This is a genomic window from Achromobacter sp. NFACC18-2, assembly GCF_900108985.1.
Lineage (GTDB): Bacteria > Pseudomonadota > Gammaproteobacteria > Burkholderiales > Burkholderiaceae_B > Achromobacter.
Genome location: NZ_FNYM01000016.1, coordinates 89,414 through 105,536, shown reverse-complemented (window position 1 = coordinate 105,536; position 16,123 = coordinate 89,414). Strand labels below are relative to the sequence as shown.

The 16,123-nt window shown below is 67.1% G+C and carries 16 protein-coding genes; 6 read left to right on the top strand and 10 right to left on the bottom strand.

The window, feature by feature from the left end; translation table 11 throughout:
• Nucleotides 1-3: 3 nt before the first annotated feature.
• On the bottom strand, nucleotides 4-1,059 hold the full coding sequence (locus tag BMW75_RS22415; protein ID WP_076519039.1) for a cytochrome d ubiquinol oxidase subunit II: 1,056 nt from the start codon (nucleotides 1,057-1,059) through the stop codon (nucleotides 4-6).
• Nucleotides 1,056-2,399: a cytochrome ubiquinol oxidase subunit I gene (locus tag BMW75_RS22410; RefSeq protein ID WP_092581931.1), complete on the bottom strand. Its 1,344-nt coding sequence runs from the start codon at nucleotides 2,397-2,399 to the stop codon at nucleotides 1,056-1,058. The genes BMW75_RS22415 and BMW75_RS22410 overlap by 4 nt, the downstream gene beginning before the upstream one ends.
• Before the next feature lie 136 nt (nucleotides 2,400-2,535).
• On the opposite strand from BMW75_RS22410, the gene BMW75_RS22405 reads away from it, so the two are divergent.
• From BMW75_RS22405 to minE, 4 genes are all read left to right on the top strand, one after another.
• Nucleotides 2,536-4,302, top strand: a complete 1,767-nt coding sequence (locus BMW75_RS22405; protein ID WP_076519037.1) for a glutamine--tRNA ligase/YqeY domain fusion protein — start codon at nucleotides 2,536-2,538, stop codon at nucleotides 4,300-4,302.
• Nucleotides 4,303-4,461: 159 nt separating this feature from the next.
• Entirely contained in the window at nucleotides 4,462-5,349 is an 888-nt protein-coding gene (gene minC, locus BMW75_RS22400; protein ID WP_092581930.1) for a septum site-determining protein MinC, read from the top strand.
• 152 nt (nucleotides 5,350-5,501) lie between these two features.
• Nucleotides 5,502-6,317, top strand: a complete 816-nt coding sequence (gene minD, locus BMW75_RS22395) for a septum site-determining protein MinD (protein WP_056569518.1) — start codon at nucleotides 5,502-5,504, stop codon at nucleotides 6,315-6,317.
• 3 nt (nucleotides 6,318-6,320) lie between these two features.
• Nucleotides 6,321-6,578: a cell division topological specificity factor MinE gene (minE, locus tag BMW75_RS22390; protein ID WP_006217654.1), complete on the top strand. Its 258-nt coding sequence runs from the start codon at nucleotides 6,321-6,323 to the stop codon at nucleotides 6,576-6,578.
• An 86-nt stretch (nucleotides 6,579-6,664) separates the two neighbouring features.
• Here the strand turns inward: minE and BMW75_RS22385 are convergent, their stop codons facing one another.
• From BMW75_RS22385 to BMW75_RS22370, 4 genes are all read right to left on the bottom strand, one after another.
• A complete protein-coding gene (locus BMW75_RS22385; RefSeq protein WP_056321146.1) occupies nucleotides 6,665-6,889 on the bottom strand; it encodes a glycine zipper 2TM domain-containing protein in 225 nt (74 codons plus the stop codon).
• A gap of 192 nt (nucleotides 6,890-7,081) precedes the next feature.
• Entirely contained in the window at nucleotides 7,082-7,615 is a 534-nt protein-coding gene (locus BMW75_RS22380) for an isochorismatase family protein (RefSeq protein WP_092581929.1), read from the bottom strand.
• Nucleotides 7,616-7,799: 184 nt separating this feature from the next.
• Nucleotides 7,800-9,473: an energy-dependent translational throttle protein EttA gene (gene ettA / locus BMW75_RS22375; protein ID WP_076519034.1), complete on the bottom strand. Its 1,674-nt coding sequence runs from the start codon at nucleotides 9,471-9,473 to the stop codon at nucleotides 7,800-7,802.
• Between the two features lie 92 nt (nucleotides 9,474-9,565).
• Complete coding sequence (locus tag BMW75_RS22370) at nucleotides 9,566-10,489, bottom strand: DMT family transporter (protein ID WP_092581928.1); 924 nt, start codon at nucleotides 10,487-10,489, stop codon at nucleotides 9,566-9,568.
• A 99-nt stretch (nucleotides 10,490-10,588) separates the two neighbouring features.
• Here BMW75_RS22370 and BMW75_RS22365 point away from each other — a divergent pair, with 99 nt between their 5' ends.
• Together BMW75_RS22365 and BMW75_RS22360 are read left to right on the top strand one after the other, a co-directional pair.
• Nucleotides 10,589-11,380: an AraC family transcriptional regulator gene (locus BMW75_RS22365; RefSeq protein WP_092581927.1), complete on the top strand. Its 792-nt coding sequence runs from the start codon at nucleotides 10,589-10,591 to the stop codon at nucleotides 11,378-11,380.
• Between the two features lie 135 nt (nucleotides 11,381-11,515).
• Nucleotides 11,516-12,040, top strand: coding sequence for a hypothetical protein (locus BMW75_RS22360; RefSeq protein ID WP_092581926.1), 525 nt, complete (start codon nucleotides 11,516-11,518; stop codon nucleotides 12,038-12,040).
• 51 nt (nucleotides 12,041-12,091) lie between these two features.
• On the opposite strand, the gene BMW75_RS22355 is transcribed toward BMW75_RS22360, so the two are convergent.
• The 4 genes from BMW75_RS22355 to BMW75_RS22340 all read right to left on the bottom strand — a co-directional run bounded on the left by BMW75_RS22355 (nucleotide 12,092) and on the right by BMW75_RS22340 (nucleotide 16,096).
• Complete coding sequence (locus tag BMW75_RS22355) at nucleotides 12,092-13,087, bottom strand: ABC transporter ATP-binding protein (RefSeq protein ID WP_092581925.1); 996 nt, start codon at nucleotides 13,085-13,087, stop codon at nucleotides 12,092-12,094.
• Nucleotides 13,084-14,070 (bottom strand): ABC transporter ATP-binding protein, encoded by a 987-nt coding sequence (locus BMW75_RS22350; RefSeq protein ID WP_092581924.1) that lies wholly within the window; start codon nucleotides 14,068-14,070, stop codon nucleotides 13,084-13,086. The genes BMW75_RS22355 and BMW75_RS22350 overlap by 4 nt, the downstream gene beginning before the upstream one ends.
• A gap of 122 nt (nucleotides 14,071-14,192) precedes the next feature.
• Nucleotides 14,193-15,107, bottom strand: a complete 915-nt coding sequence (locus BMW75_RS22345) for an ABC transporter permease (RefSeq protein ID WP_076519028.1) — start codon at nucleotides 15,105-15,107, stop codon at nucleotides 14,193-14,195.
• A complete protein-coding gene (locus BMW75_RS22340) occupies nucleotides 15,107-16,096 on the bottom strand; it encodes an ABC transporter permease (protein WP_076519027.1) in 990 nt (329 codons plus the stop codon). The genes BMW75_RS22345 and BMW75_RS22340 overlap by 1 nt, the downstream gene beginning before the upstream one ends.
• Between the last annotated feature and the right edge of the window lie 27 nt (nucleotides 16,097-16,123).

The window sequence follows — 16,123 nt, the reverse complement described above, 5'->3', positions numbered from 1 at the left end:
CGCTCAGTACGAAGGCGGCGGCAGCAGCGGCACCGGGCGGCGCTCCTTGCCGAACACGGACCGGTAGGCCAGGATGTTGAAGACCAGCACCACCGGTATCCCCACGACCGCGCCCGCCATCACCAGCCGCATCGACCCCAGCGCGCCCGCGCCGTCCCACAGCGTCATGTCATCCAGGATCAGGTACGGAAACAGGCTGTAGGCCAGCCCGCTCAGCATCAGGAGAAACAGCGCCACCGTCAGCACGAACGGCAGCCAGCTGAAGCGGTCGGCCCTGCCGGGCAGCCGCGCCAGCAGCATTTCCGCGGCCACGAAACCGGCCAGCATCAGCACCCACACCGACGCCGCCAGGCTCAGGTGCGCGATGTTGCTCCACTTGTAGAAGATGCCGGCGTTGGCCAGGCCCAGCGTGACCGCGATCGCCACCATGCCCACCGCCGTCCAGCGGATCGCATGGCGCGCCCAGTTCGCGGCGCGGCGCTGGAGGTCGCCGTCCACGCGCATGACCAGCCACGACGCGCCCAGCAGCACGTATGCCGCCACCGCGCACAGGCCCACGAACATCGCGAACCAACCGTAGCCGGCGTCGGACTGGTATCCGGTGGCGATCCGGCCCAGCAGCATGCCCTGGCCGAACGCCGTGATGATGGAGCCGGCCCAGAACGCGAAGATCCAGCGCGGCTTGAGTTCCGTGCGGGCGCGGATGCGGAATTCGAAGGCGACGCTGCGCAGCACCACGCCGAGCACCATGAAGGTCAGCGGCCCGTAGAGCTTGCCCAGCACGGCGCCCCACGCGAACGGGAACGCGGCCGCGAACAGCCCCATGCCCAGCAGCAGCCAGAATTCGTTGGCGTCGCGCCAGGGGCTCAGCAGGCTCATCATGCGTCCGCGCTCGTGCTCGGGCGCGATCTGCAGCAGGATGCCGACGCCAAGATCGAAGCCGTCCAGGACCATGCCCGCGGCGATGACGACGAACAGCAGGGCCATGAAGGCGAGCGGCATCCAGAACGAGGGATCGTCGGGACTCAGGCCCTGCGAGGCGGCCAGCATCGCGATCATGGCGCACCTCCGATCAGCTTGCGCACCGGCACCACGCCGTAGCGCGCGGCATGGAACAGCATGCCGGCGAACGCGGCCAACAGCAGCGCGTACAACAGCACGTAGCCGGCCAGGCCATACAGCACGGTGCTGGCGGGCATGGATCCGAGGACCTCGGATTGCGTGACGGTGCCGTTCACGACGAAGGGCTGCAGCCCGATGATCGACACCCACCAGCCCGCCACGACGGCGATGCCGCCGGAAAACATCATGCCGCACAGGACCCGCTGCCACCACGTCGGCAGGGACGAGGGATCCATCCCGCGCCGGAACGTCCACAGGAACGTCACACACGCCACCACCAGCATGAGCAGGCCCAGCCCCGCCGCCACGCGCAGCGACCAGAAGGTCAGCGCGACCGGGGGCAACATGCCCGAATACTTGTCCAATCCCTGGTAGGTGCCATCCGCATTGCGGTGCAGCCACATCCCGCCGGCATTGTTCAGCGTCAGGTCGGCCACGTTGGTGTGGGCGCGCGCGTCGGGCCAGCCGAACAACACCAGTTGCGGCACGGGCCCGCTTTCCCAGAACCCCGCCGCGGCGGCGGCCTTGGCCGGCTGAAGCTGGGCCATCATCTGCCCCGCGCCGGTCGCGACCGGCAATTGCAGGAAGGCGCCCAACACGGCCACGACAAGGGCAGTCTTGAACGCGCTGCGCTCGCCCTCGCCCAGCGGTCGGCGCAAGGCCTGCAACGCGGTCACGCCCATGATGAGGAACGAGGCGGCCAGGGCGGCGCCGACCATCACCACGGCCATGCGCCAGCCGATGGACGGATTCAGCACGACCTTCACCCAGTCATAGACCTGATAGCGGCCGTCCACCAGCAGCGCGCCGTCCGGCGTCTGCATCCACGATTGCAGGGCCAGGACCCAGAACACGGCCACCAGCTGTCCCACCGCCACCATCAGCACGGCCAGCGTGTGCGCGGCGTCCGACACGCGGCGCTGGCCGAACAGCATGACCCCCAGGAAGCAGGACTTGAGGATGAATACCGACAGGATGCCGTAGCCCAGCAGCGGACCGGCCACATTGCCGATCTTGTCCATCAGGCCCGGCCACAGGCTGCCGATCTGGATCAGGACGGGCACGCTGGCCGCCAGCGTCAGCACGAAGGCCAGCGCGAAAATGCGGACCCAGAAGCGGTAGGCCGCCGTCCAGCCGCCATGGCGGGACCACCGGGCCCGGATCTTGAAGAACAGCAGCACCCAGGCCAGCGCCAGGGAAACGGCGAGAAAAATTGCCAGGAAGCTTAGACTGGCCACGAACTGCGCCCGGGCCAGGGATAGGGTCGAGATATCCATAATGGCCCGTAGTGTAGAGCCAGTTACATGACGATGGGGGCGGATTGAAACCGGTTGCAGGCGTGACGAAAAGGGGCGCGCGGCGGAACGTGGCAAAATTGACGCTTTGTCGCTGCTTTTTCCTATTCTTTCAAGAATGACCTCCGCCACGACGCCGACCCCCGCCGCATCAAACTTCCTGCTCAACATCGTCCAAGACGACCTCGAAGCCAATCGCTTCCAGGGCAAGCGCTGGGCGGGCAAGCCTGGCCCGGCGGCCTTGCAGCAGCAGGGAGACGCGGACCCGGCCCGCATCCGCACGCGCTTTCCGCCGGAGCCCAACGGCTACCTGCACATCGGCCACGCCAAGAGCATCTGCGTGAACTTCGGCCTGGCGCGCGACTTCGGCGGCGTCTGCCACCTGCGCTTTGACGACACCAACCCCGAGAAAGAAGACCAGGAATACGTCGACGCCATCATCGAGGCCGTCCACTGGCTGGGCTTTGACTGGAAGGCCGACGGCCGCGAGAACCTGTACTTCGCCAGCGACTATTTCGGCTATATGTACGAGTTCGCCGAAGCCCTGATCGAAGCGGGCCACGCCTACGTCGACGCGCAGAGCGCGGACGAGATCCGCGCCAACCGCGGCACCCTGACCGAACCCGGCACGGATTCGCCCTGGCGCAACCGCCCGGCGGCCGAATCCATCGCGCTGCTGCGCGAAATGCGCGACGGCAAGCATCCGGACGGCAGCCTGGTGCTGCGCGCGAAGATCAACATGGCGTCGCCCAACATCAACCTGCGCGACCCGGTCATGTACCGCGTGCGCCACGCCACCCACCACCGCACCGGCGACCAGTGGTGCATCTACCCGATGTACAGCTGGGCGCATCCGGTGGAAGACGCGCTGGAAGGCATCACGCACAGCGTCTGCACGCTTGAATTCGAAGACCAGCGCCCGTTCTACGACTGGATCCTGGCGCGCCTGGCCGAACTCGGCAAGCTGGCCCAGCCGCTGCCGCGCCAGTACGAGTTCGCCCGCCTGAACCTGAGCTACGTCGTCACCAGCAAGCGCAAGCTGCTGCAACTGGTGAAGGAAGGCCATGTGGACGGCTGGGACGATCCGCGCATGCCCACCATCTTCGGCCTGCGCCGCCGCGGCTACACCCCCGCCTCGATCCGCCTTTTCTGCGACCGCACCGCCGTGTCCAAGTCCGATTCGCGCATCGACTACAGCCTGCTGGAGCAGGCCGTGCGCGACGACCTGGACCCCATCGCCCCGCGTTCGGTGGCCGTGCTGGATCCGATCAAGCTGGTCATCACCAACTACCCCGAAGGGCAGACCGAGACCTGCACCGCGCCGCGCAACCCGCATGATCCGGACGCCGGCGTGCGCGAGTTCCCGCTGTCGCGCGAATTGTGGATCGAACGCGACGACTTCCGCGAAGAAGCGCCCAAGAAGTATTTCCGCCTCTTCCCCGGCAACACCGTGCGCCTGAAGTACGGCTATGTCGTGCGTTGCACCGGCTTCACCAAGAACGAGGCCGGCGAGGTCGTCGAAGTGCAGGCCGAATACCTGCCGGACACCAAGAGCGGCACGCCGGGCGCCGACAGCGTCAAGGTCAAGGGCAACATCACCTGGGTCAGCGCCGCGCACGCGGTGCCCGCGCAGATCCACCTGTACGACCGCCTCTTCGCCGATCCGCGTCCGGATGGCGGCGACAAGGACTTCCTGGCCTGCCTGAACCCCAATTCCAAAGAGACCGTCACGGCCTGGCTGGAACCGGGCACGGTCGCCACGCCGGGCGCCACCTGGCAGTTCGAGCGCCTGGGCTACTTCACGGCCGACCTCAAGGACTCGACGCCGCAGACGCCGGTGCTGAACCGCATCGTGACCTTGCGCGATTCCTGGGCCCAGGGCTGACCTCCCGCGCGCGCAATACGGGGAAAAGGCGTCTTGCGACGCCTTTTTCTTTCGCTGTGCGGCCGGCTCAGCCCGCCCTGGGCGGGTTATCATCCCCGACATCCCGCAGCCGGTTGAGCGCGCCGTTTTTCGGCGCCCGGACCGCCAGCCACAATCAAGATGAACACTGAATCCCTAGCCCTGGACTTCAAGAGCGCCACCCTTTATGCCATCCGGGTGGTTTTGCATAGCGCCGACCCCGAACGCCTGAACGCAGCGCTCACCAAGCGCATGGCGGATGCCGGCAGCTTCTTTGAAAACGAGCCCGTCGTCATCGACGCCAGCCGGGTCGAGGAAAAGATCGACTGGCCGGCGCTGGTGGAATCGCTGCGCGGCCACAACCTGCCCCCGATCGGCGTCGTGGCCGAAGGCGTGAACCTGCAGGCCGCGCGCGACGCGGGCCTGACGCCGGTCGAACTGTCCACGCCCGCCGCCCGCCCCGCCCCCGTAGTCGACACCGCGCCGCCCAACGATGTCGCGACGCCGGTGCCGTCCGTGCCGGCCGCCGCCGTCGAAATCGCCCCCGCGCCCACCGACACCTCGGCCAATGCGGCGGAGACGCCCGCGGCCCAGGCCGACGCGCAGGCCAAGCCCGCGGCAGACCCGCTGCCGGCGCGCGCCGCCAGCAGCACGACGTCGGCCGCCAGTCCCACGCCGTCGGCGCCGCACTCGTCCTCGGCGCTGGTGGTCACGCGGCCGCTGCGCTCGGGGCAGCGCATCTATGCGCGCCACACGGACCTGGTGGTGATCGGCATGGTCAGCCAGGGTGCGGAAGTCATCGCCGACGGCAACGTCCACGTGTACGGTCCGCTGCGCGGCAAGGCCATGGCCGGCGCGCGCGGCGACACGTCGGCGCGCATCTTCACGACGCATCTGGATGCGGAACTGCTGGCCGTGGCGGGCGTGTACCGCGTGGTCGAAGACAAGCTCGACGGCGCGCTGCAGAACCAGCCCGCGCTGGTCCGCCTGGACGGCGACACCTTGCGCATCGAGGCCCTCAAGGCTTGATGCCGGCCCCCGGACGCCTCGGTTTGCGTCTGGTTGCGAGGCGGCGGCGCGGCCGCTGCCCGCTCAAATCTCAACACATCCTGTAAGAAGCCTTACATGGGCTTTTTGCTTTACGATAACGCGATTTATTCGAACATAAGGGTTTGATCGTCATGACACGCATTGTTGTGGTGACTTCCGGCAAAGGCGGCGTGGGCAAGACCACGACGAGCGCCAGTTTTTCCGCGGGCCTCGCGATGCGGGGCCACAAGACGGCTGTCATCGACTTTGACGTCGGCCTGCGCAATCTCGACCTCATTATGGGTTGCGAGCGTCGCGTGGTGTACGACTTCGTCAATGTGATCCAGGGCGAGGCCACCCTCAAGCAGGCGCTGATCAAGGACAAGCAGCTCGAGAACCTGTTCATCCTGCCCGCCTCGCAAACGCGCGACAAAGACGCGCTGACGCAGGAAGGCGTGGAAAAGGTCATCAACGACCTGAAGGAAATGGGCTTCGACTACATCGTCTGCGACTCGCCGGCGGGCATCGAGACCGGCGCGCTGATGGCGGCCTACTTCGCCGACGACGCGCTGGTGGTCACGAACCCCGAGGTCTCCTCGGTGCGCGACTCGGACCGCATCCTGGGCATCCTGGCGGCCAAGTCCAAGCGCGCCGTCGATGGCGACGAACCGGTCAAGGAATACCTGCTGTTGACGCGCTACAACCCCAAGCGCGTGTCCGACGGCGAGATGCTGTCGCTGACCGACATCGAAGACATCCTGCGCATCAAGCTGATCGGCGTGATCCCCGAGTCCGAAGCCGTGCTGCAGGCGTCGAACCAGGGCCTGCCCGCCATTCACCTGAAAGACACCGACGTCTCGGAAGCCTACAAGGACGTCGTCAGCCGCTACCTGGGCGAAGACAAGGCGCTGCGCTTTACCGACTACGAAAAGCCCGGTTTCCTGAAGCGCCTGTTCGGAGGAAAGTAAGCGATGTCCTTCCTGTCGTTTCTGCTCGGTCAAAAGAAGACCTCCGCGTCCGTCGCCAAAGAACGGTTGCAGATCATCCTGGCCCACGAGCGTGGCCGCGGGGATTCGCCCGATTACCTGCCCCAGTTGCAGCAGGAACTGATCGCGGTCATCTCCAAGTACGTGAAGATCAATCCTGAAGACATCAAGGTGCACCTGGAACGCCAGGACACGCTGGAAGTGTTGGAAGTGAAGATCGAGATGCCGCAGAACGAGACCTGATGCCTCGTCGCGCGCGCGGCCTGGCCGCGCGCACCGCGCAAAAAACGCCCGGCATTGCCGGGCGTTGCTTTTGGGGCGTGGAAAGATCAGCGCTTGCCGACCTGATCGCCAATCACCCCGCCGATGGCCGCGCCGCCCACGGTGCCGAGCACGCCGCCGTTCGTGATCACGGCGCCGGCGACACCGCCCAGCGCGGCGCCCCCCACCGTGCTCTTCTGGCGATGGCTCATGCCATCCCACGATGAACAACCCGCCATGGTGGCGGCCAAGGCCACGGCGGCACAGATCTTGGAAAGCGATGCGATTTTCATGATGAAGCTCCTGTTCTTGTACCCGGGGGCCGCACCGGTGAACCGTGACGCGAGCGCGCGGACCTTTTGGGATTCAGAGCCTTCAGGATCGCAAAATATCCGGGGACACACTGTTAGGTTTGCCCAGGAATTGTGTCAAAGGGAGAGCGGATCTTTGCACTCCCCAGGGAACCATGTTGCAGGGGCGGCCCGCTATTTGACCAGACGTAACACGTCGCGGAAGCGCGGATGCTCGCAGGTCTCCATCCACTCGAAAATCGCCATTTCCGACGTGACGATCTCGGCGCCATGGGCGCGCGCGCGGCGCAGGGCAGCGTGGTGGTCCGAGGGCTTGCGCGAGCCGGCGGCGTCCGCCACCAGCACCGCCTTGTAGCCCAGCTCGATCAGGCCGATCACGGTCTGCAGGACGCAGATGTGCGCCTCGCAGCCGGCCACCAGCACCGTCCGGCGCGAGGCCGGCAGCCAGCCATCGAACCCGGGCTCGCGGGCCGAGGAAAAGTGCATTTTCTGGAAAGTGGCCTGCACCTGCTCGCGCAACGGGTCCACCGTGACGCCCAGCATCTTGCCGTGATGCTCGGTGGCCACCACCGGCACGTCGAGGAGGCGGGCGGCCTGCGCCAGCTTGTGCGCGGCGTTGAGCACGGCATCGCCGTCGTGGATGGCGGGCATCAGGCGGCCCTGCATGTCGACGATCAGCAGGGTGGAATCGGAGGCGGACAGCAGCATGATGAAAGACTCCCAGGACAATGCCCCAGGATAACCCCGCGCGGCGGGCGGTGTCTGGCACCCGGTAGGCAGCGTTGCGAACTGAAAGCCCATGCCTGCAGGGCGCCAGACGCCAAAAAAATCCCGGCGCGCAGGCCGGGATCCGTGGTGCCGATCAGCGATCAGCGATCAGCCGCGAGCCGGCTTACTTCAGGGCCTTGTAGCGCAGGCGCTTGGGCTTGGCGCCCTCTTCGCCCAGGCGGCGCTTCTTGTCGGCTTCGTATTCCTGGTAGTTGCCGTCGAAGAACACGACCTGCGAGTCGCCTTCGAAGGCCAGGATGTGCGTGGCGATACGGTCCAGGAACCAGCGATCGTGGCTGATCACCATGACGCTGCCCGGGAACTCCAGCAGCGCGTCTTCCAGCGCGCGCAGGGTTTCGACGTCGAGGTCGTTGGACGGTTCGTCGAGCAGCAGCACGTTGCCGCCGGCGATCAGCGTCTTGGCCATGTGCAGGCGGCCGCGTTCGCCGCCCGAGAGCTGGCCCACGACCTTGTTCTGGTCGCCGCCCTTGAAGTTGAAGCGGCCCAGGTAGGCACGCGACGACATTTCGAACTTGCCCACGGTCAGGATGTCGGCACCGTCCGACACCGCGTCGAACACGGTCTTCTTGTCTTCCAGCGCATCGCGCGACTGGTCGACGTAGGCGAGCTTGACGGTCTGGCCGATCTTGACTTCGCCCGAATCCGGCTGCTCGCGGCCCGAGATCATGCGGAACAGCGTCGACTTACCGGCGCCGTTGGCGCCGATGATGCCCACGATGGCGCCCGGCGGCACCTTGAAGCTGAGGTTGTCGATCAGCAGGCGGTCGCCGTAGGCCTTGCTGACGTTGTTGAATTCGATGACCTCGTTGCCCAGGCGCTCGCCCACCGGAATGAAGATTTCCTGGGTTTCGTTGCGCTTCTGGTATTCATAGGACGACAGTTCCTCGAAGCGCGCCAGGCGCGCCTTGGCCTTGGCCTGGCGTCCCTTGGGGTTCTGGCGCACCCACTCCAGTTCCTTCTTGATGGTCTTCTGGCGTGCCGATTCCGAGGATTCTTCCTGCTTGAGGCGGTCTTCCTTCTGTTCCAGCCACGAGCTGTAGTTGCCCTTCCAGGGAATGCCGTAGCCGCGGTCCAGTTCGAGGATCCATTCGGCGGCGTTGTCCAGGAAGTAGCGATCGTGGGTCACGCCCACGACGGTGCCGGGGAACTTGTGCAGGAATTGCTCCAGCCACTCGACGCTTTCGGCATCCAGGTGGTTGGTGGGTTCGTCCAGCAGCAGCATGTCGGGCTTGGACAGCAGCAGTCGGCACAGGGCCACGCGGCGCTTTTCACCGCCGGACAGGTTGCCGACGATGGCGTCCCAGGGCGGCAGGCGCAGCGCGTCGGCGGCGATCTCCATCTGGTGCTCGATATCGTCCGAACCGCTGGAGGCGGCGGCGGCGATGATGGCTTCCAGTTCGGCCTGTTCGGCGGCCAGCGCGTCGAAATCCGCATCGGGTTCGGCGTAGGCGGCGTAGACCTCGTCCAGGCGCTTCTTGGCGGTGACGACCGCGCCCAGGCCTTCTTCGACGGCCTGGCGGACCGTGTGCTCGGGGTTGAGCTGCGGTTCCTGCGGCAGGTAGCCGATGTTCAGGCCCGGCATGGGGATGGCTTCGCCTTCGATCTCGCGGTCGACGCCCGCCATGATCTTGAGCAGCGTCGACTTGCCCGAGCCGTTCAGGCCCAGCACGCCGATCTTGGCGCCCGGAAAAAACGAAAGCGAGATATCGCGCAGGATCTGCCGCTTGGGCGGCACGATCTTGCCGACGCGGTTCATGGTGTAGACGTATTGGGCCATGGGCTCGTAGAAGAGATATAGCTGAGAAACCGTTGATTGTAGGCCGGAACCCCGGCCGGCGTGCGGCGGCGGCGATCCGCCCCCGTCTTGCGTCAGCCGGCCTTGGGGGCGCGCCGGGGCAGGCCCGGCGTGCGCATCTGCGCCAGCATCACGCCGGCCACCGCCAGGGCGCCGCCCGCGATGTGGAAGAGATGCGGTTTCTCGTCCAGGAACAGCGCCGCGATGGCGACGGTGAACACGGGCATGACGTTCAGGAAGATGCTGGCGCGGTTGGGTCCCAGGTGCCGCACGCCCTGCATCCACAGGTAAGGCGCGAACAGCGACGGGAAGACCGCCGCGTAGAGCACCAGCGGCACGTTGGCGGCGTTCAGCGGCGACGGCGGCGCCAGCAGGAAGGCAGGCAACTGGAACAGGATGCCGAAGGCGACCTGCACGTACAGCGATTGCCACGGTCCGACCGGCAAGGACCAGCGCCGGAGCAGCACGCCATACAGGGCGTAGGCCAGCGCGCCCAGCCCCATCAGCACGTCGCCGCGATTGGCGCCCAGGGACAGCAGCCGGGCCGGATCGCCCTCGCCGATCAGGAGCGCCAGGCCGGCCAGCGACACGAGGCCGCCCAGCACCGCCATGGCCGACGGCCGTTCGCGCATCACCACCGCCATGACCGCGACGGTCAGCAGCGGAATCATCGCGGTGATGAAGCCCATGTTGGTGGCGGTGGTGGAGGACGCGGCCACGTACGCCAGCCCCTGGTACAGCGCCATGCCCAGTCCGCCCAGCACGGCGAACTTGGGCCAATGCGCCAGCACCAGGCGGCGCTGGGCCCATACGCCCGGCAGCGCAAACGGGGTCAGCACCGCGCCCGCCAGCGCCCAGCGGTAAAAGCCGATGGCGGCCGGCGCGATCACCCCGGCCGCCATCTTGGTCACGATCATGTTGATCGACCAGATCAGGGCCGCCAGGAGCGGGAAAAGGAAGAATCGGAACGGGGTGTGCGGGGCGTCGGAGCGCGTCATCGAAACTGACCAGCGGGGATACGAAAGGCAGGCCAGTGTAGGCCGCGTCCGACATGATGTATATACTGAAAAACAGACAAAACCACGCGAACATCCGACATGGCGCCTGCCGTCGACTTTCCGATCCTGGCCGAACACCTGCCCTACCCGCTGGCCTGCCGCATCCTGCACTTCACGCCCAATTCGCGCATGAAGCGCCACACCTCGCCCTGGGCCGAGCTGAATTTCGCCATCTCCGGCATCATGGAAATCGGCATCCGCGGCGTGACCTATCTGTCGCCGCCGCAGTACGCCATCTGGATACCTCCCGGGGTGGAGCACTGCTGCCAGAACGCAGGCGAAGTGCACTACGCCTGCATCGACATCCCGGCCGGGGCCTGCGCGGGCTTGCCCGACGTGCCCTGCACGCTGGAGATCAGCCCCGTCATGCGGGCGATCCTGGCGGACTTCGAACGGCGCGGCATCTGCCATCCGTTGACGCCGGAAGACCGGAGAATGGCGCAGATCGTCATCGACCAGGCCCGCCAGGCGCGCGCCTACGCCAGCTATCTGCCCTCCACCAGCGATCCCATCCTGGCGCCGGTCCTGTCCGCGCTGCAGCGCACGCCCGGCGACAGGCGCGGCGCGGCCTACTGGGCCGGCACAGCGGGGATCACCGAGCGCACGCTGCTGCGTCATTGCCAGCAGCACCTGGGCATGTCGTTCAACGACTGGCGCCAGCGGCTGCGCGTGGTCAGCGCGCTGGGCCTGCTGGACGAAGGCCGTCCGGTGCAGGCGGTGGCGCGCGAGCTGGGCTACAGCAGTCCCTCCGCCTTCATCGCCATGTTCCAGCGGCTGACCGGCGAATCGCCGGACAGCGCCCGCAAGCGCGGCCTGCCCGCGGGCGCCTGACGTGGCCGCGTTTGCCTGCCATGCCCGCGTTTATTCGTAATCCAAGCGTCCGATGCACCGCAGCGCAGTTCGCGCGACAATAGCGGCTGACGTATCTGCCGTGCCGTCGCGGCTTCATCGCGCCCAGGAATCTTCATGTCCGCTTCTGCCACTCCCCCCGCCTCCTTGACCCATTTCAGCGCACCCGAACTGGACATGCTGGCCAAGACCGCGGACGCGCTCAGCGCCTACCTGGGCAAGCCCGTGCTGGCCGAAGTGGTGCTGGGCGACGAAGGCACCGAATGGGTGACCTTTGGCGTCCCGATGGACGAGAAAGCCGAAACCGACGAGGAACAGACGCACGTGCAGATGGGCGGCCCGGGCGCGCGGCTGCTGGGCAACCGCGGCGGCCTGCCCCAGTCCGACGACGACACCTACGACTGCCTGTACCTCTGGGCGATCCAGATCTCGCTGAACGACGGCGAGCGCTTCATCAAGCTGGACCACGACGGCGAAGAATCCGCCTGGTCCGACAGCCTCGAAGACGTGCTGCCCTTTGCCCTCAGCGAAGAACCGCAGCCGGACCCGGACGAGGAAGAAGAGGACGACGATGAGGAGGCGGACGGCGCGGACGACGACGACGGCATTCCGTACGACGACGTCCACAATCACCGCCATTGAGCGGCGCGCGCCGCGGCCCGGACGGGCGCCCCGGCCACGGCGCTTGCCGCATCACGCCGTGATCCGGCCTTCCTGCACCGCGTGGCACGCCACGATCGACACGCCGGCCAGCATCGCCACCGGCGCCTCGGCCCGGCACCGGTCATTGGCGTGCGGGCAGCGCGGATGGAAGGTGCATCCGGACGGCGGATTCAACGGGTTGGGCACCTCTCCGGCCACCGCCGTGCGCGGCTTGCCCGCGCCATTGATGTCGGGGATCGCTTCCAGCAGCATCCGCGTGTAGGGATGCCGCGGCCGGGCGAACAGTTCGTCGCGCGGCGCCACTTCCACCATGCGGCCCAGGTACATCACCCCCACGCGATCGGCGACGTGGTGCACCACGGCCAGGTTGTGGGAAATGAACAGGTACGTGAGCCCCAGCTTGCGCTGCAGGTCCTTCATCAGGTTCAGCACCTGGGCCTGCACCGACACGTCCAGCGCCGAGGTGGGCTCGTCGCACACCAGGAACTCCGGATTGACCGCCAGCGCGCGCGCGATCGAAATGCGCTGGCGCTGGCCGCCCGAGAACTGGTGCGGGTAGCGCCCCTGGTCGGCCGGGTCCAGGCCCACCTGCCGCAGCAGGTCGCTGACGCGCGCCACGCGCGCGTCGGGCGTCATCTGCGTATGGGTCAGCATCGGCTCGGCGATGATGCGGCCCACGCGCCAGCGCGGGTTCAGACTGGCATAGGGGTCCTGGAAAATCATCTGCAGGCGCTTGCGCAAGGCGCGGCCGCCCGGCTCCGACATGCGCGACAGCGGCTGGCCGTCGAAGCGGATGTCGCCCCGGGTTAGTCCATACAGCCCGACCAGCATGCGCGCCACCGTGGACTTTCCACAGCCGGATTCGCCCACCAAGGCCAGCGTTTCGCCGCGGGCGATGTCGAACGACACGCCATCGACCGCGCGCAGCATCACTTTCGGCTTGCGCGCCAGCGTGCGCTCCAGCCAGGGGGGCGACACATCGAACCAGCGCGCCGCGTCCTTTACTTCCACCAAGGGCGTGCTCATGCGGCCACCTCCATCGTATTGCCCGTGTCATGCAGCCAACAGGCCGCGCGCGACGTGCCCGCCGGCATTAGCTCGGGCCGTTCGTGCGCGCAGCGCGGCAGCCGCTGGCTGCAGCGCGGATTGAACGCGCATCCCGGCGGAATGGCGTTCAGACGCGGCATGCTGCCGTCGATCTGCACCAGCCTTTCGGCGTGGCCTTCCAGCGTAGGGATGGAGCCCATCAGCCCCGCCGTATAGGGGTGGCGCGGATGGTGGATCACGTCGGCCACCGGGCCGATCTCGGCCACGCGGCCCGCGTACATCACCGCGACGCGGTCGGCGGTCTCGGCGATCACGCCCATATCGTGGGTGATCAGCATGACGGCCGTGCCGTTCTCGCGGCACAGGCGCTTGAGCAGCTCGATGATCTGCGCCTGGATCGACACGTCCAGCGCGGTCGTGGGTTCGTCGGCGACCACCAGCTTCGGTTCCGCGGCCAGGGCCAGCGCGATCACCACGCGCTGGCGCATGCCGCCGGAAAACTGATGCGGGTAGTGGTCGATGCGCTCGCGCGCGGCGGGAATGCCCGTGGCCGCCAGCAGCTCGACCGCCCGGTTGCGCGCCTGCGACCACGACATGTCCAGGTGGGTCACGATGGTTTCGGCGAGCTGCCTGCCCACCGTGTACAGCGGGTTCAGCGACGTCAGCGGGTCCTGGAACACCGCACCGATCTCGCGGCCGCGCACGCGGCGCATCTGTTCGTCGGGCAGGTTGTCGATGCGCCGGCCCGCCAGCAGGATTTCGCCGCCCGCGATGCGGCCCGGCGGTTCGAGCAGGCCGATGATGGAAGCGCCGGTCAGCGATTTGCCGGCGCCGGATTCGCCCACCACGCCCAGGACTTCACCCGCCTGGATGGAAAACGACACGTCGTCCAGGGCGCGTAGCGTGCCGCGGCGCGTGGGAAACTCCACGCGCAGGTTGCGGACCTCTAGTAATACGCTCATGCGCGATACCTCTATTCAAATACCTGTTGCACACGCCAGCGGGGCCGCAGCGGATCCGGGTTTCCCGGTCCGCCCGCGGCGCCCCCTTGAGGGGGAAGCGCCGCAGGCGCTTCGGGGGTGGGTCAATTCAGGCGGGGGTTGAGCGCATCGCGCAGCCAGTCGCCCAGCAGGTTGACCGACAGCACCAGCAACACCAGCGCCGCACCCGGGAAAATGGTGATCCACCACTCTCCGGAAAACAGGAAATCGTTGCCAATGCGGATCAGCGTGCCCAGCGACGGCGCGGTCGGCGGCACGCCCACCCCCAGGAACGACAGCGTCGCCTCGGTGATGATGGCGGTGGCCAGGTGCACCGTCGCCAGCACCAGCACCGGCCCCAGCACGTTGGGCAGCACGTGGCGGAACATGATGACGGGCGAGGCCACGCCGATCACGCGCGCCGCCTGCACGTATTCGCGGTTCTTCTCGACCAGCGTCGAGCCGCGCACCGTGCGGGCGTACTGCGGCCAGCCGGCCAGCGCGATGGCGCCGATCAGGACGGGAAAGGCGATCAGCTCGTGCATCTCGCGGGGCACCGCCGCCCGCGCCACGCCGTCGATGAGTAGCGCGATCAAGATGGCGGGAAACGAAAGCTGCACGTCGGCCACGCGCATGATGAAGGCATCGATGCGCCCGCCCGCATAGCCCGAAACCAGGCCGAGCACGATGCCGATCAGCATCGACAAAAACACCGACGCCAGGCCGATCAGCAGCGACACGCGCGTGCCGTAGAGGATGGCCGAGTACAGGTCGCGGCCCTGGCTGTCGGTGCCCAGCAGGTACGTGGCCTGTCCGTTGGGCTCCCAGGCCGGCGGCAGCAGCGCGTCCAGCAGTTCCACCTTGGTCAGGTCGAACGGATTGTGCGGCGCGACCCAGCCGGCCCCGAAGGAGCCGATCAGCAGGGCCGCCAGCAGCAGCGTGGCCGCGATGGCCACGGGCGCCCTGCGCCAGGCCCAGGCGATGTCGCTGTCCCACCAGCGTTTGAGTACGGCGCGCATCAGTGAGCCCCCCCGCCGCGAGTCAGCCCGGAACGCAGCCGCGGGTCCACGACGAAATACAGAAGATCGACGATCAGGTTGATCACCACGAACACCAGCGCGATGAGGCACAGGTACGCGGCCATCACCGGCACGTCAGCGAATTGCACGGCCTGGATGAAGAGCAGGCCCATGCCCGGCCACTGGAACACCGTCTCGGTCACGATGGCGAAGGCGATGATGCCGCCCAGCTGAAGGCCGGTGATGGTGATGACCGGCACCATCGTGTTCTTGAGCGCATGGCCGAAGTGGATGGCGCGGCGCTTCAATCCCCGGGCGCGTGCGAACTTGATGTAGTCCGAGCGCAGGACCTCCAGCATTTCGGAGCGCACCAGGCGCAGCACCAGCGTCATCTGAAAGAGCGACAGCGTGATGGACGGCAGGATGAGATGCTTCCAGCCCGTCGCGGTGAACAGTCCCGACGTCCACCAACCCAGGCTGACCGTCTCGCCGCGCCCGTAGCTGGGCAGCCAGCCCAGCTGCACCGAAAACACCAGGATCAGCAGAATGCCGATCAGGAAGGTGGGCAGCGACACCCCCAGCAGCGAGCCGGCCAGCAGCAGCTGCGAAAACAGGCTGTTGCGCTTGAGGGCCGTGTACACGCCCAGCGGCACGCCCACGACCAGCGCCAGCAGCGCGGCCACCATGGACAGCTCCAGCGTGGCCGGCAGGCGGGACTTCAGCAGGGAGGAAACGGGTTCGCTCTGGCGCAGGGAAATGCCGAAATTGCCCTGCATGGCGTTGACCACGAAGTGGCCGAATTGCACGATGGCGGGGTCGTTCAGGCCCAGGCGTTCTCGAAGTTCGATGCGCTCGGCATCGGTGGCGTCCTGCCCCAGCATGATGGTGACAGGGTCGCCCACGTATTGGAAAAGCACGAAGGCCAGTAGCGCGACGGTGAGCATCACCGCTACGGCCTGCAACAGGCGACGCAGTATGAAAGCGAACATAGGCGGAAAAAAGCAAGACGGCGGAAC

Coding starts and splice junctions, on each gene's coding strand:
- BMW75_RS22345 (WP_076519028.1), bottom strand. CDS start 15,107: ATGCGCGCCGTACTCAAACGCTGGTGGGACAGCGACATCGCCTGGGCC.
- BMW75_RS22415 (WP_076519039.1), bottom strand. CDS start 1,059: ATGATCGCGATGCTGGCCGCCTCGCAGGGCCTGAGTCCCGACGATCCC.
- BMW75_RS22385 (WP_056321146.1), bottom strand. CDS start 6,889: ATGAAAATCGCATCGCTTTCCAAGATCTGTGCCGCCGTGGCCTTGGCC.
- BMW75_RS22340 (WP_076519027.1), bottom strand. CDS start 16,096: ATGTTCGCTTTCATACTGCGTCGCCTGTTGCAGGCCGTAGCGGTGATG.
- ettA (WP_076519034.1), bottom strand. CDS start 9,473: ATGGCCCAATACGTCTACACCATGAACCGCGTCGGCAAGATCGTGCCG.
- BMW75_RS22405 (WP_076519037.1), top strand. CDS start 2,536: ATGACCTCCGCCACGACGCCGACCCCCGCCGCATCAAACTTCCTGCTC.
- BMW75_RS22360 (WP_092581926.1), top strand. CDS start 11,516: ATGTCCGCTTCTGCCACTCCCCCCGCCTCCTTGACCCATTTCAGCGCA.
- minC (WP_092581930.1), top strand. CDS start 4,462: ATGAACACTGAATCCCTAGCCCTGGACTTCAAGAGCGCCACCCTTTAT.
- BMW75_RS22410 (WP_092581931.1), bottom strand. CDS start 2,399: ATGGATATCTCGACCCTATCCCTGGCCCGGGCGCAGTTCGTGGCCAGT.
- BMW75_RS22370 (WP_092581928.1), bottom strand. CDS start 10,489: ATGACGCGCTCCGACGCCCCGCACACCCCGTTCCGATTCTTCCTTTTC.
- BMW75_RS22355 (WP_092581925.1), bottom strand. CDS start 13,087: ATGAGCACGCCCTTGGTGGAAGTAAAGGACGCGGCGCGCTGGTTCGAT.
- minE (WP_006217654.1), top strand. CDS start 6,321: ATGTCCTTCCTGTCGTTTCTGCTCGGTCAAAAGAAGACCTCCGCGTCC.
- minD (WP_056569518.1), top strand. CDS start 5,502: ATGACACGCATTGTTGTGGTGACTTCCGGCAAAGGCGGCGTGGGCAAG.
- BMW75_RS22380 (WP_092581929.1), bottom strand. CDS start 7,615: ATGCTGCTGTCCGCCTCCGATTCCACCCTGCTGATCGTCGACATGCAG.
- BMW75_RS22365 (WP_092581927.1), top strand. CDS start 10,589: ATGGCGCCTGCCGTCGACTTTCCGATCCTGGCCGAACACCTGCCCTAC.
- BMW75_RS22350 (WP_092581924.1), bottom strand. CDS start 14,070: ATGAGCGTATTACTAGAGGTCCGCAACCTGCGCGTGGAGTTTCCCACG.